This is a genomic window from Arthrobacter sp. YC-RL1, from assembly GCF_001454985.1.
GTDB classification, from domain to species: Bacteria; Actinomycetota; Actinomycetes; order Actinomycetales; family Micrococcaceae; genus Glutamicibacter; species Glutamicibacter soli.
The window spans coordinates 1,964,480-1,978,818 of record NZ_CP013297.1; the positions used below are offsets into that span (position 1 = coordinate 1,964,480).

Genomic DNA, 14,339 nt, shown 5'->3' on the forward strand with positions numbered 1-14,339 from the left:
ACCCTTTACAAGCAGCAACGGTCGCGCCAGAACAGGCCGGGCATGACAAGCAATTCACATTTTCCTGCCGGTTGGCAGCGAGCCGTGCTGCCAACGCTGCTGCTGACCCAGCTCGAGAACGGTCCCGCCCATGGCTATGCAATTGCCAAGGCATTGGCCGCCGGGGGATTCGACCCGCCCAAGGGTGCAGCGCTCTATCCCGCGCTGGCAAAACTCGAAGCTTCCGGAGCAGTGAGCACGACGTGGGAAGAAGGCCAGGGCGGACCTGGACGCAAGGTCTACGAGCTGACACCGGCAGGGCGGGAACAGCTCGCCCGGCAGCTGCGGCTCTTTGCGGACTTCGCCAAGCTTGTCGTGGGTGAAAACTGAGAACTACGCCAAGTGCGCCGAATCCACGATGATCGTCATCGGCCCGGAGTTCACCAGCGACACGTTCATCATTTCCCCGAAGCGCCCCGTTTCCACGTGCGCCCCGAGCTGGCGCAGGCAGCCCACGAAGTACTCGTACAGCGGTTCGCTCACCGCTCCCGGCGCGGCGGCGGACCACGAGGGGCGCCGGCCCTTGCGCACCGAGGCGTACAGCGTGAACTGGCTGATGACCAGCAGCGGCGCGTTCGTCGACTCGGCGCTGGCCTCGTCCTGGAGGATGCGCAGGCGCCAGATCTTCTCCGCGACCTTGCGCGCGGTCGCCTCGTCGTCCTCATGGGTGACCCCGAGCAGGACCACCAGCCCCGGGGAGGGCAGTTCGCCGACGATCGATTCCTCGACCTCGACGTGGGCGGTGCTGGCGACCTGGATGACGGCGCGCATGTGATCCTTTCCAAAGCGGCGGGGTGGCGGCGCCCGGCGTGCGGGCGCAGCCTCCAGAGTATCGCTAGGCTGGGTGGGTGAGCGATTTGTTCGATGCCCTGGATGACGATGACTTTGCCGCCGCGCGCAGCGAAGGCGCAATCAATCGGCCGCGTCCGCCGCTGGCGGTGCGCATGCGCCCGCGCACCCTGGACGAGCTGGTCGGCCAGCAGCACCTGCTCGGCCCCGGCTCGCCGCTGCGCCAGCTGGCCGAGCACCCGGAAACCGGACCGGCAGGGCCCTCCAGCGTGATCCTCTACGGCCCGCCGGGCATCGGCAAAACCACCATCGCCCACGTGATCGCCCGCGCCACCGATCGCAAGTTCGTCGAGCTCTCCGCGATCACCGCAGGGGTCAAGGACGTGCGCCGGGTCATCGAGCAGGCCAAGGACGACCGCGATTTGCGCGGGGTCACCACGGTGCTGTTCCTCGACGAGATCCACCGCTTCAACAAGGCCCAGCAGGACGCCTTGCTGCCCGGGGTGGAGAACCGCGTGGTCGTGCTGGTCGCCGCCACCACCGAAAATCCCTCCTTCTCCGTCATCTCCCCGCTGCTCTCGCGCTCGCTGCTGCTGACCCTGCGCCCGCTGACCGACGCGGACCTGGCCGAGCTGGTGGATCGGGCCGTGTCCGACGAGCGCGGCTTCGACGGCCAGGTCGCACTGGATCCCGAGCAGCGCGAGGCGATCGTCCGGCTGGCCCAGGGCGATGCCCGGCGCGTGCTCACCGTGCTGGAGGCCGCCGGCGCCGTCGCCTGGAACGCCGCGGGCAAGGACGTGGCGCCGCCGGTGCAGGTCGAGGCTTCCCACGTGCACCTGGCCATGGACCAGGCCGTGCAGCGGTACGACAAGGACGGCGACCAGCACTACGACATCATCTCCGCGTTCATCAAGTCGATCCGCGGCTCGGACGTGGACGCGGCCCTGCACTACCTGGCGCGCATGCTGGCCGCGGGGGAGGACCCGCGCTTCATCGCCCGCCGCCTGATGATCTCCGCCAGCGAGGATGTCGGCATGGCCGATCCCACCGCGCTGCCGCTGGCGGTGGCCGCCGCCCAGTCCGTGGCGCTGACCGGCATGCCAGAGGCGCGCATCATGCTCGGCCAGGCCACCGTGCACCTGGCCACCGCTCCGAAGTCCAACGCCTCGTACAACGCGATCAACGCCGCGCTGGCCGACGTGAACGAGGGCCGCGGCTCGCTGGTCCCCGACCATCTGCGCGACGCCCACTATCCGGGCGCCACGGCGCTGGGCCACGGCACCGGCTACATCTACGCCCACGACGCCCCGCATTCGATCGCCTCCCAGCAGTACCTGCCCGACGACCTGCTTGGCACCAACTACTACACGCCCACCGCCAACGGGGCGGAGAAGACCATCGGCGCCAGGCTGTCCCGACTGCGCGAGATCATCCGGGCCAAGGACCCGCGCCGCAAACGCTGAGCTCCGCCCGGCCGCGGATGTGGGGCAAACCTCACCGCGGGCGCAGGCTCATTCGTGTAAACTTGAACTTTGGCTGGCAAGCCGCATTCTCCCCGGGCGACCGGGGCCTATGCGGTTGCAGTGTTTCATCGGGACGCGACGCCCAAGCACTCTCCGTCCGGGAGGCCAGTAGACTCCGTCGCTTAAATGAAAAGGACACATCAATGGCTAATGCCCGTGCCCGCCGTACCGTGCGCCTCTCGCGCGCCCTCGGCCTTGCCCTGACCCCTAAAGCTGAAAAGTACATGGAGCGTCGTCCGTACGGTCCAGGTCAGCATGGCCGCGCCCGCAAGAAGCAGGACAGCGACTACGCAGTGCGTCTGCGCGAGAAGCAGCGTCTGCGCGCCCAGTACGGCATCCGCGAAGTACAGATGCTCAACGCCTTCAAGGAAGCCAAGCGCCTCGGCGGCCAGACCGGTGACAACCTGCTGGCTCTGCTCGAGTCCCGCCTGGATGCCCTCGTTCTGCGTGCCGGCTTCGCCCGCACCATCCAGCAGGCCCGCCAGCTGGTAGTGCACCGCCACATCCTGGTCAACGGCCAGCGCGTGGACCGCCCATCGTTCCGCGTGAAGCCGGGTCAGCTGATCCACGTTCACGAGAAGAGCGAGAAGATGGTTCCGTTCCAGATGGCCGCAGCCGGCGAGCACGCACAGGTGCTGCCAGCCGTTCCTGCCTACCTGGACGTCAAGCTGGAATCCCTCCAGGCCACCTTCCTGCGCGCTCCTGAGCGCGCCGAGATCCCGGTGACCTGCGAAGAGAACCTCGTGGTCGAGTACTACGCACGCTAAACCCGTGCGCCAGATGGCCCGCAACCGATTTCCGGTTGCGGGCCATCCGCTTAACTACCTGTTCAGGCTCACACTTCGATAAGGTGGACTGGCAGCAAAAACCCAAGCAGAAGAGGAAGCACATGTCGGGTTCGGATATCGCAGGGCTCATCGCCGCTGGAGCGTTCGTCATATTGGTGGCAATCCTCGCGGTGCCGATCATCAAGTTGGGCAAGGTGTTCGACGAGCTGCGCAACTCGATCAAGGACCTGGCAGACGGAACCACCCCGTTGATCGGCGAGGTCACCAACACCGTCGCGACCACGAACGACCAGCTCAAGAAGGTCGACGCGATCACCTCCAACGTCTCCGACGCCACCGCCAACGTCTCGGCGCTGTCCTCCCTGGTCGCCGCCACCGTCGGCAAACCGCTGATCAAGGTCGCCGCCTTCACCGAGGGCGTCAAGGCCGCGATGAACTCCAAGCCCTCAGGCAAGGCCCGCCGCAGCCGCTAACCGCAGACGACCAACTGCCTCTCAGGCAAGGAGACTAGAATGAAAAAGCTCTTGTGGGTTTCGATCGGCGTCGGCATTGGCGTGCTGGCGTCCAAAAAATACACCGAAGTTTCCTCCGGGGCGGCCCTGAACCGCCAGGTCGGCAAGTACGCCGACCGCGTCTCGGAGATCGCGCAGGCATTCAGCACCGCAATGCATGCACGCGAAGAAGAATTACGTTCCGCCCTCGGCGTGGACTCAGCTAAATGAAGGGATCATCCGTAACACGATGAAAACGCAGGAAATTGCCCGTCGATGGGTCGACTTTTTCGTCTCCAAGGGCCACACCGCCGTGCCCAGCGCCTCGCTGGTCTCGGCCGACCCGTCCTTGCTGTTCACGGTGGCCGGCATGGTCCCGTTCATCCCTTACCTGACCGCGCGCGAAGAGCCGCCGTACACTCGCGCCACCTCGGTGCAGAAGTGCATCCGCACCGGTGACATCGAAGAAGTCGGCAAGACCGTGCGCCACGGCACCTTCTTCCAGATGTGCGGCAACTTCTCCTTCGGCGACTACTTCAAGAAGGAAGCCATCCACTTCGCCTGGGAGCTGCTGACCAACAGCCTCGAGGACGGCGGCTACGGCCTGGAGAAGGACCGCCTGTGGGTCACCGTCTACGAGGACGGCGACGAGAAGGACCTCGAGGCCCGCCGCATCTGGGAAGAGGAAATCGGCCTGCCGCGCGAGCGCGTCGTCGGCACCGGCAAGGAAGACAACTACTGGAACACCGGCCAGCCCGGCCCCGGCGGCCCCTGCTCGGAGATCTACTACGACCGCGGCGCCGAGTACGGCCAGGAGGGCGGCCCGGCGGTCGACGAGACCCGCTACATCGAGATCTGGAACCTCGTGTTCATGCAGTACCAGCTCTCGGCGGTGCGCTCGAAGACCGACTTCGACGTGGCCGGCGAACTGCCCAAGCGCAACATCGACACCGGCCTGGGCCTGGAGCGCCTGGCGATGATCCTGCAGGGCGTCGAGAACATGTACGAGACCGACCAGGTCCGCCCGGTGCTGGACAAGGCCGCGGAACTCGCCGCGATCACCTACACCTCCACCGAGGATCCCGAGGATCCGAACCACGCCAACGACGTGCGCCTGCGCATGATCGCCGACCACATCCGCTCCTCGCTGATGCTGATCTCCGACGGCGTCACCCCGGGCAACGAAGGCCGCGGCTACGTGCTGCGCCGCCTGATCCGCCGCGCCGTGCGCGCCATGCGCCTGATGGGCGTGGACACCGAGGTGCTTCCCGAGCTGCTGCCGGTCTCCCGCGACGCCATGAAGGGCGTCTACCCGATCGTTGAAGAGGACTTCGAGCGCATCGCCCGCATCGCCTACGCCGAGGAGCGCGCTTTCCGCCGCACCATCGCCTCGGGCACCACCCGTCTGGACGAAGCGCTGACCCATGCCAAGGCAGAGGGCCACGACCTCTCGGGCGACGACGCGTTCGCGCTGCACGACACCTACGGCTTCCCGATCGACCTGACCTTGGAGATCGCCTCCGAGGCGGGCCTGGCGGTCGACGAGGCGCGCTTCCGCGAGCTCATGAACGAGCAGCGCACCCGCGCCCAGAAGGACGCCAAGGCCAAGAAGTCGGGCCACGCCGACCTGTCGGTGTACACCGCGCTGGCCGAGGCCGGCCATGTGCACTTCACCGGCTACGACACCCTGGCCGGCGAGTCGAAGATCCGCGGCATCATCCGCGACGGCGCCGTGGTGCCGTTCGCCGAGCAGGGCCAGGAAATCGACCTGGTGCTGGAGGAGACCCCGTTCTACGCCGAATCCGGCGGCCAGGCCGGAGATGTCGGCCTGATCACCGGCGACGGCTTCGTGCTGGAGGTCACCGACGTGCAGGCCCCGGTCAAGGGCCTGAACGTGCACAAGGTCATCGTGCGCGAGGGCGAGCTGCCCGCCGAGGCGCTGGTGCGCACCCAGGTCGACGCGATCCGCCGCCACTCCGGCGAGCAGGCGCACTCGGCCACCCACCTGGTGCATGCCGCGTTGCGCCAGCTGCTGGGGGACACCGCCACCCAGGCCGGTTCCTTCAACAAGGCAGGCTACCTGCGCTTCGACTTCTCCTGGGCCGAGGCACTGTCGACGTCCGCCCGCAGCGAGGTCGAAGAGGTCGTGAACCTGGCGATCGCCGCCAACCACCAGGTCGTCACCAACGAGATGGCGCTGGCCGAGGCGAAGAAGCTGGGGGCGATGAGCCTGTTCGGCGAGAAGTACTCCAACGACGTGCGCGTGGTGGAGATGAACGGCGCCTGGTCGCGCGAGCTGTGCGGCGGCACCCACGTGGACTCCACCGCCCGCATCGGCCAGCTGACCCTGCTCTCCGAAGCCTCCGTGGGCTCGGGGAACCGCCGCGTCGAGGCGCTGGTGGGCATGGAGGCGTTCCGCCACGGTGCCGCCGAGCGCGCCCTGGTCTCCGAGCTCTCGGGCCTGTTCCGCGTGCCGAGCAACCAGGTCTCCGAGCGCGTGAACGAGACCGTGGCCAAGCTGAAGGCAGCGGAGAAGCAGATTGCGGAGCTCAAGAGCGCCGCGATGCTCGCGCAGTCCGCGCAGCTGCTGGAGAAGGTCGTCACCATCGGCGCCACCCGCCTGCTGGCGCACAACGCCGGCGCGGTCGATTCGGCCGATGCACTGCGCACCATGGCCCTTGACCTGCGCGGCAAGCTGGGTTCGGACGCCGCGGTGATCGTGCTGATCGGCGTGTCCAACGGACGCCCGCTGGTGCTCGCGGTGACCAACGAGGAAGCCCGCGCCAACGGCTTCAAGGCCGGCGCGCTGGTGCGCACCGCCACCGGCGTGCTCGGCGGCGGCGGCGGCGGCAAGGACGACATGGCCCAGGGCGGCGGCCAGGATGCTTCGCGCATCGACGACGCCCTGGACGCGATCCGCGCGGCGCTGGCCAATGGCTAGCATCGCGCTCGGCGTCGACGTGGGCCTGGCCCGCGTCGGCGTCGCCGTCTCCGACCCCTCGGGCTTGCTCGCCACCCCGGTGATGACGCTGCGCCGCGACGCGAAGAAGAACTCCGACCGCCGCCTGCTGCTGCGCATGATCGTGGACCGCGGTGTGTCCGAGGTCTACATCGGCGAACCCAAGGCCCTGTCCGGGAACGCCACGGAATCCACCAAAATGGCACGTGACTACGCCATTGCCTTGGTCGAAGAGGCAAATGCGGCTAGCATCGAGGTTGAGGTTTTCCTGGTCGACGAGCGCCTGAGCAGCGTCAGCGCCCACCGTGCGCTGCATGCCTCAGGCAAGAAGATGGCTTCGCACCGCGAGGTCGTCGACCAGGCCGCCGCGATCGAGATCCTGCAGCAGGTGCTGGACATGCGACGCAACAGCGTGCGTGTGCAGGCAAGCCGCGTGGTGCTGAAGTAGCGCCCGAACCCGGCAACCCGGGAACCCACCGGAGAAAAGAGAGTTGATGCGAGAGACGACCCGCGCCGAACGGCAGCGCGCCACCCAACTGGCGCTGTACGAGCGTTTCGCCGCGGGCTCGTCCTCGCATCCGGACCCTCTCGCCGCCCCCTCCGCGCCGGAGCTGACCGGGCTGGGCTACTACCAGCTGCAGCCGGTCGACCCGGAAACTTCCGGCACCGCGGGTGCCTCCGGCGCCCAGCCGGCCACCGAGTACATTCCAGTCGCCGCGCCCGCCGAGGGCCAGGCGGCAGACCCCGAACAGCAGCCGCGCAACGAGCAGTCCTACGACGACTACGCCGGGGGTTCGGCGCCCGCCGCGGACCTGGTCGGGGAACCGCTGGACGCGCAGGCCGAGGCCGGCAAGAAGCAGCGCCGCAAGCGCACCAAACGCCGCCGCAACTTGGTGATGCTCGCCGTGGTGCTGGTGTTCGCGCTGGTAGTCGCCGGCTCGGTGCTGACCGTGAAGTCAGTGCTCAAACAGTTCAACCCGGACGACTACCCCGGCCCCGGCGGGGAAGCGGTTGAATTCACCGTCGAGGACGGCTGGGGTGTGCAGGTCATCTCCCGCAAGCTCGAGGAGCTGGACGTCGTCTCCAGCGACAAGCTCTTCGCCCAGGCCGTGGAGCAGTCCACCGCGCCCAGCAAGGTCATCCACCCGGGCAACTACCTGCTCAAGAAGCAGATGCGCGCCGCGGACGCCGCCGGCGAGCTCATCAACAACAAGCCGGACAAGGTCTTCTACGTCGCGCTGAAGGCGAACCTTCGGATGCCGGCGGCGCTGGAGGAGATCGCCAAGGGCTCGGGCCTGGAACTGGCCGAGCTGACCAAGCTCGCCGCGCAGCCCCAGAAGTTCGGCCTGCCCGCCGAGGTGAAGAACCTCGAAGGCTGGCTGCACCCGGGCGAATACCGCTTCGCGCTGGACACCAGCGCGCAGAAGGTGCTGCAGTCGCTGGTCGACGCGACCAAGAAGTCGCTGAAGGCCGCCGGTGAGCCCGACCTGTCCAAGGGCTACCGCGCCCTGAAGGTCGCCTCGATCATGCAGGCCGAGGCCACCGTAAACGACTACCCAGCCGTCGCCGGCGCGATCGAGAACCGCCTGCACAAGGACAACACCGAAACCCACGGGCTGCTGCAGGTCGACTCCGCGGTGATCTACGGGCTGGACCGCTACACCCTGCAGTTCAGCGCCGAGGAGCGCGCGGACAAGTCCAACGCGTACAACACCTACGTGCACCCCGGGCTGCCGCCCACCCCCATCGGCTCGCCCAGCAACGACGCGATCAAGGCCGCGGTGAACCCCGCGCCGAACGACTACTACTACTGGGTCACGGTCAATACGCAGACCGGCGAAACCAAGTTCGCCGCCACCTACGCCGAGCACCAGCAGAACCAGGCCGAATTCCGCGCCTGGTGCGCCGCGAACGCCGACGTCTGCCAATAACCCCTCCAAGCGGCCCCGCTGCCCGCCGCGCCCCCGCGCGCACCGGGCCCGGGGCAGAAAGATCCGGGACACGCCATGGTGCACCCAGCACAGCCGCCGCAGGACAAGCCGCAGGACAACCAGCCGATCCAGCCGCTGCAGGCAGCCGTGCTGGGCAAGCCCATCGGACATTCCAAGTCGCCGGTGCTGCACCGCGCGGCCTATGAGCTGCTCGGCGCGCCCGTGCGCTACGAGGCGATCGAGCTGGACCCCGCGCAGGCCGCCGAGCACATCGCCCGCGTGCGCGCCGGGGGATGGGCCGGCTGCTCGGTGACCATGCCGCTGAAGGACGTGTTCGTGCCCTACATGGACGAGCTCTCCGACCGCGTGGCGCGGCTCGGCGCGCTGAACACCATCGTCGTGCGCGAGGACGGGACCCTGTTCGGGCAGAACACCGACGTGGACGGGCTGGTGCTCGCGCTGGCGGACTTCGGGCTCACGCGCTGCGAGCAGCCCACGATCCTCGGGTCGGGCAATACCGCGCTGGCCGCCATCGAGGCCTGCGCCGAGCTCGGCGCCCGGCGGCTGAAGCTGATCGTGCGCGACGCCTCACGAGCGAACCGCGCCACCGCCCTGGCCAGCTCGCTGGGCATCGAGCCGCAGGTGCTGGAGATCTCCGCACTGGACGGCCAGGCGGTCGAGCAGGACGAGCTGGTGTTCAGCACCCTGCCTCCGCGCGCCGCGGACGGCTGGATTCACAAGCTCGGCCCCGGCGCCGGCATCCTGCTGGATGTCGCCTATGATCCGTGGCCCTCGGCACTCGCCTCGTCCTGGGGCGGAACCATCATTTCCGGGCTGCACATGCTGGTGCACCAGGCGGTCGAGCAGGCCCGGGCCTTCAGCCGCATCGACTTCGATCAGGCGCAGCGCGAGAACGTCACAAATGCGATGTATGACTCCCTGGGGCTTCATCGACACGGTTAATGCGTGCAGGTCATGGCAAAATGGTGGACATGTTGCGTTGGTTGACCGCGGGCGAATCTCATGGCCCCGCCCTTGTAGGAATTCTTGAAGGTCTGCCCGCCGGAGTCTCGGTGGACAGTGAAGCAGTGCGCGATGCCCTCGCGCGCCGGCGCCTCGGCTATGGCCGCGGCGCCCGGATGAAGTTTGAAAAGGACCAGGTCACCTTCCTCGGCGGCGTGCGCCACGGCAAGACCCAGGGCGGCCCGATCGCGATCGAGATCGGCAACACCGAATGGCCCAAGTGGCAGAAGGTGATGAGCGCCGATCCGGTCGACCTGGACGAGCTGGCTTCGATGGCCCGCAACGCGCCGCTGACCCGCCCGCGCCCGGGGCACGCTGATTTCACCGGCATGCAGAAGTACGGCTTCGACGACGCCCGCCCGGTGCTCGAGCGCGCCAGCGCCCGCGAAACCGCGGCCCGCGTCGCCCTGGGCGAGGTGGCCTCCCGCTTCCTGGCCGACCTGGGCATCCAGCTCGTCTCCCACACCACCGCCGTCGGCGCTGTGTCCGCGCCGCAGGACGCCGCCCTGCCCACCGCCGCGGACGTCGCGGCCCTGGACGCCGATCCGCTGCGCTGCTTCGATAAGGAGACCTCCGCCGCGATGGTGGCCGAAGTCGACGACGCGCACAAGGCGGGGGAGACCCTCGGCGGCGTGGTCGAGGTGCTCGCCTACAACCTGCCCCCGGGCATCGGCTCCTACGTGCACTGGGACCGCCGCCTGGACGCGCGCCTGGCCGGGGCCCTGATGGGCATCCAGGCCATCAAGGGCGTGGAAGTCGGCGACGGCTTCGCCACCGCTGCCCGGCGCGGCTCCGCGGCCCACGATGAGATCGTGCGCGGCGACGACGGCACCATCCGGCGCGCCTCGAACCGCGCCGGCGGCATCGAGGGCGGCATGAGCATCGGCGAGGTGCTGCGCGTGCGCGCGGCCATGAAGCCGATCGCCACCGTCCCGCGCGCCCTGCGCACCGTGGACACCGCCACCGGCGAGGACACCACCGCGCACCACCAGCGTTCGGACGTTTGCGCCGTGCCGGCCGCCGGTGTCGTCGCCGAGGCCATGGTCGCCCTGGTGCTGGCCCAGTCGCTGCTGGAGAAGTTCGGCGGCGATTCGGTGACCGAGACCAAGCGCAACATCGACACCTACCTGGCCAGCATCCCGGACAGCCTGGAATCGACTGGCGTCTAGGCGCGCCCGAGGAACAACAACCGCATGATCTACCTCATTGGCCCGATGGCCAGCGGCAAGTCCACCGTGGGCAAGTCGCTGGCCGCCGCGCTGTCGCTGCCCTTCGTGGACACCGACGAGCTCATCGTCGCCGCCCACGGCTCCATCGCCTCCATCTTCGCCGCCCACGGCGAGCAGCGCTTCCGCGACCTGGAAGAGGAAACCCTGGCGGGCGTCCCCGAGGGCGTCATCGCCACCGGGGGAGGCGCGGTGCTGCGCGAGTCGAACCGCAAGGTCCTGGCCGGCGGCACCGTGGTCTACCTGGAGATGACCGCAGACGGCGCCGCCGCGCGCATCAAGGGCGACTCCACCCGTCCGCTTCTGGCAGGTGATCAGGCACTCAACGCCTGGAAGACGCTGCTGGCGGCCCGCAAGGACATTTACGAATCAATCGCTGACGTGCGCATATTGGTCGACGGCAAGCCAGTTCTACAAATTGTCGAAGAGATCGCGGCCCGACTTGGGCGTATGTGATTAGTGCCACGAGATGGCATATCTGCCCGTGTGCAGGGCTACGCTTGAAAAATCAGCACCATCAGGAGGTTTTAAACTGATGCCTTTAGCACCAACCACACTGCAGGTCACCGGAACCACCCCGGCGGAATCCTATCCCGTCCTGGTCGGCACCGGATTGCTGGGCCAGCTGCCCGAGCTGCTCGGGCCCGCAGTCAAGAAGGTCCTGGTGATCCACCCCCGCGCGCTTCGGGCCACCGGCGACGTGGTGCGTGACGACCTGGCCAAGGCCGGCCTCGAAGCGCTGACCGCGGAGATCCCGGATGCCGAAGAGGGCAAGCACATCCAGGTCGCCTCCTTCTGCTGGGAAGTCCTGGGCAAGAACGACTTCACCCGCTCCGACGCCATCGTCTCGGTAGGCGGCGGCGCCGTCACCGACGTCGCCGGCTTCGTGGCAGCCACCTGGCTGCGCGGCGTGAAAGTCGTCCACATCCCGACCTCGCTGCTGGCCATGGTCGACGCCGCCGTGGGCGGCAAGACCGGCATCAACACCGCCGAGGGCAAGAACCTCGTCGGCGCCTTCCATCCGCCGGCCGCCGTGCTGGCCGATCTGGACGCGCTGGCCACCTTGCCGAAGAACGAACTTGTCACCGGCATGGCCGAGATCGTGAAGACCGGCTTCATCGCCGACGAGCGCATCCTGGAACTCATCGAAGAGGACCCGCAGGACGCGATCGACCCCTCCAGCGAGCGCCTGCGCGAGCTGATCGAACGCACCATCGCGGTGAAGGCGGACGTGGTTTCCCGCGACCTGAAGGAATCGGGCGACCGCGAATTCCTGAACTACGGCCACACCCTGGCCCACGCCATCGAGCTGGCCGAGCGCTACCAGATGCGCCATGGCGCAGCGGTCTCCATCGGCCTGTGCTTCGCCGCAGAGCTTGGCCGCTCGGTGGGCTACACCTCCGACGCGGTCGCCGACCGCCACCAGAGCATCCTGAAATCCCTGGGGCTGCCGACCACCTACCGCAACGACCGCTGGGCTTCGCTGCTGGACGGCATGAAGCGCGACAAGAAGGCGCGCGGCAGCCAGCTGCGCTTCGTGGTGCTGGAGGACATCGGCCGTCCACGCATCTACGAAGTGCCGGACAGTTCGCTGCTCTTCGCGGCCTACCAGGAAATCGGGGAATAAGCATGGGCGACTACACCGCATACGCCATCGACGTCGCATCGGTGAACCGCGAGGGCGTCGGCACCTCGATCAACGGCGTGTTGATCGATCCCGAAACCCTCAAGCCGTACATCGCCGACGCGGAAGCCGCCGAGCAGCAGATGCAGGTCGGTTCGCCGACCGACCGGGTTGTCATCCTGCTGGCCCGCGGCGAACTGGCCGCGGCCGGCGAGCTGATCGCCGAATCGCGCCTGCTGGATCCGACGAACGCCCATTTGCGTGTGCTGGACACCGAGCTGACCCGCATGCAGGGCAACTTCGACCGCGCGATCAACCGCCTGCGCAAGCTGGCCGAGGAGTTCGCCGGCACCTTCTACGAGCCGCTGATGCACCACCACCTCGGTTTCAGCTTCTTCGCGAAGGGCGACTACAAGGCCGCCGCGACCCGTTTCCGCAAGGCCATGGAGCAGCGCATCGCCATGAACGACGACGCCTACCTGGTCAACGCCTCGAGCACCTGCCTGCAGATCGCCGAGGAACGCGCCGCAGCGTAGCCGCCAGTGCCCCGAACGGGCGCTAGGCGGCCGCGCGTAATGCGCGCCACCGCACGAACACACGCCAGCGGGCCCCTGATGGGGTAAACTGGTCAATGGATTTTTGACAATGCCGGCCCTGCGCAGGCGAAAATAGAGGATTGAGGAACCGTGGCGGATACAACCGACATCAAAAACGGCCAGGTCATCAAGATCGACGGCCAGCTGTGGACCATCATCGACTTCCAGCACGTGAAGCCGGGCAAGGGCGGCGCGTTCGTCCGCACCAAGATGCGCAACGTCATCTCGGGCAAGGTTCTGGACAAGACCTACAATGCCGGCACCAAGATCGAGCTGGCCACCGTCGACCGCCGCGACTACCAGTACCTCTACCAGGACGGCGAAGACTTCGTCTTCATGAACCTGGACGACTACGACCAGATCACCGTCGCCGGCGCCACCGTGGGCGACGCCGCAGGCTACATGCTGGAAAACCAGGAACTGACCATCGCCATGCACGACGGCAGCCCGCTGTACCTGGAACTGCCTGCCTCCGTGGTCCTGGAGATCACCTACACCGAGCCGGGCCTGCAGGGCGACCGCTCCTCGGCCGGCACCAAGCCAGCCACACTGGAAACCGGCAAGGAGATCCAGGTGCCGCTGTTCGTCGAGCAGAACACCAAGGTCAAGGTCGACACCCGCACCGGCGACTACCTGGGTCGTGTCAACTAGTGCGAGCCCGAGCCAAAGCCCGACGCCGCGCCCTCGAATTCCTCTTTGAGGCCGAGGCGCGCGATGTTGACCCCATCAAGGTGGCCATCGCACGCCGCGAGAACTCCGACATCAGCCTGAACGAGTACTCGATGACCCTGCTTGAAGGGGTCATGGCGCATCTGGACCGCATTGACGAGGTGCTGGAAAGCTATGTCAAGGACTGGACCATCGACCGCATGCCCGCCGTCGACCGTGCGGCCCTGCGCATCGGCGTCTGGGAACTGCTTTACAACGACGACGTGCCCGACGCGGTTGCCGTGTCCGAGGCGGTCATCAACGTTCGCGAGCTGTCCACCGACGAGTCGCCTGAATTCGTCAACGGCGTTCTGGGCCGCATCCAGAGCGTCAAGGACACCCTGATCGACTAGCACTCCGCACGTCTTCACGCCGCAGCCTGAACCCCCGTTCCCGGGGGTTCGGGCTGCGGCTTTTTCATGCCCTGTCGCTGCCTGGACGCTAGCGCACGGCAGCGCTGGAACGCACCGCCGGGCATGTGGTGAATGCGACAACAGCCCCCGGCACTGCGCTGAATCCTGCAGGTTGCCCGGGATTGCGCGAGGGTTGGCGGCGCCGCCTTGCGACGCCGTGGCGCAATTCACGCCGTATTCACCCTCATGCATACCCTTGCGCTCGAGAATCGGTCTTCACCCGTGATAA

The 14,339-nt window shown here is 67.6% G+C and carries 16 protein-coding genes; 15 read left to right on the top strand and 1 reads right to left on the bottom strand.

Annotated elements, in window-relative coordinates; all coding sequences use genetic code 11:
- Positions 1-42 precede the first annotated feature (42 nt).
- The gene (locus tag ATC04_RS09175; RefSeq protein ID WP_047119190.1) at positions 43-369 is read left to right on the top strand and encodes a PadR family transcriptional regulator; all 327 of its coding nucleotides are present in this window, start codon (positions 43-45) and stop codon (positions 367-369) included.
- Positions 370-372: 3 nt separating this feature from the next.
- Here the strand turns inward: ATC04_RS09175 and dtd are convergent, their stop codons facing one another.
- Complete coding sequence (gene dtd, locus ATC04_RS09180; RefSeq protein ID WP_047119189.1) at positions 373-810, bottom strand: D-aminoacyl-tRNA deacylase; 438 nt, start codon at positions 808-810, stop codon at positions 373-375.
- A gap of 98 nt (positions 811-908) precedes the next feature.
- Between dtd and ATC04_RS09185 the strand changes: the two genes are divergently transcribed.
- The 14 genes from ATC04_RS09185 to nusB all read left to right on the top strand — a co-directional run bounded on the left by ATC04_RS09185 (position 909) and on the right by nusB (position 14,050).
- Complete coding sequence (locus ATC04_RS09185) at positions 909-2,291, top strand: replication-associated recombination protein A (RefSeq protein WP_231736077.1); 1,383 nt, start codon at positions 909-911, stop codon at positions 2,289-2,291.
- Positions 2,292-2,494: 203 nt separating this feature from the next.
- The gene (gene rpsD / locus ATC04_RS09190; protein ID WP_047119187.1) at positions 2,495-3,118 is read left to right on the top strand and encodes a 30S ribosomal protein S4; all 624 of its coding nucleotides are present in this window, start codon (positions 2,495-2,497) and stop codon (positions 3,116-3,118) included.
- 122 nt (positions 3,119-3,240) lie between these two features.
- Positions 3,241-3,612, top strand: coding sequence for a DUF948 domain-containing protein (locus tag ATC04_RS09195; RefSeq protein WP_047119186.1), 372 nt, complete (start codon positions 3,241-3,243; stop codon positions 3,610-3,612).
- A 39-nt stretch (positions 3,613-3,651) separates the two neighbouring features.
- Positions 3,652-3,861 (top strand): hypothetical protein, encoded by a 210-nt coding sequence (locus tag ATC04_RS09200; RefSeq protein ID WP_047119185.1) that lies wholly within the window; start codon positions 3,652-3,654, stop codon positions 3,859-3,861.
- 19 nt (positions 3,862-3,880) lie between these two features.
- Positions 3,881-6,571, top strand: coding sequence for an alanine--tRNA ligase (alaS, locus tag ATC04_RS09205; protein ID WP_047119184.1), 2,691 nt, complete (start codon positions 3,881-3,883; stop codon positions 6,569-6,571).
- Entirely contained in the window at positions 6,564-7,037 is a 474-nt protein-coding gene (ruvX, locus tag ATC04_RS09210) for a Holliday junction resolvase RuvX (protein WP_047119183.1), read from the top strand. Before alaS ends, ruvX begins: the two co-directional genes overlap by 8 nt.
- Positions 7,038-7,083: 46 nt before the next feature.
- Positions 7,084-8,520 (top strand): endolytic transglycosylase MltG, encoded by a 1,437-nt coding sequence (gene mltG / locus ATC04_RS09215; RefSeq protein ID WP_052772375.1) that lies wholly within the window; start codon positions 7,084-7,086, stop codon positions 8,518-8,520.
- Positions 8,521-8,595: 75 nt separating this feature from the next.
- Positions 8,596-9,483 (top strand): shikimate dehydrogenase, encoded by an 888-nt coding sequence (locus ATC04_RS09220; protein WP_052772374.1) that lies wholly within the window; start codon positions 8,596-8,598, stop codon positions 9,481-9,483.
- Between the two features lie 29 nt (positions 9,484-9,512).
- Entirely contained in the window at positions 9,513-10,712 is a 1,200-nt protein-coding gene (aroC, locus tag ATC04_RS09225; protein ID WP_047120738.1) for a chorismate synthase, read from the top strand.
- Positions 10,713-10,736: 24 nt separating this feature from the next.
- Complete coding sequence (locus tag ATC04_RS09230; protein ID WP_047119182.1) at positions 10,737-11,225, top strand: shikimate kinase; 489 nt, start codon at positions 10,737-10,739, stop codon at positions 11,223-11,225.
- Between the two features lie 79 nt (positions 11,226-11,304).
- Positions 11,305-12,396 (top strand): 3-dehydroquinate synthase, encoded by a 1,092-nt coding sequence (gene aroB / locus ATC04_RS09235; RefSeq protein ID WP_047119181.1) that lies wholly within the window; start codon positions 11,305-11,307, stop codon positions 12,394-12,396.
- Positions 12,397-12,398: 2 nt separating this feature from the next.
- Positions 12,399-12,929 carry a hypothetical protein gene (locus tag ATC04_RS09240; protein WP_052772373.1) on the top strand — a complete coding sequence of 177 codons (531 nt, stop codon included), beginning with the start codon at positions 12,399-12,401 and terminating at the stop codon, positions 12,927-12,929.
- 150 nt (positions 12,930-13,079) lie between these two features.
- Positions 13,080-13,640, top strand: a complete 561-nt coding sequence (efp, locus tag ATC04_RS09245; RefSeq protein ID WP_047119180.1) for an elongation factor P — start codon at positions 13,080-13,082, stop codon at positions 13,638-13,640.
- Positions 13,640-14,050 carry a transcription antitermination factor NusB gene (gene nusB, locus ATC04_RS09250; RefSeq protein ID WP_047119179.1) on the top strand — a complete coding sequence of 137 codons (411 nt, stop codon included), beginning with the start codon at positions 13,640-13,642 and terminating at the stop codon, positions 14,048-14,050. The genes efp and nusB overlap by 1 nt, the downstream gene beginning before the upstream one ends.
- The last annotated feature ends 289 nt before the right edge of the window (positions 14,051-14,339 follow it).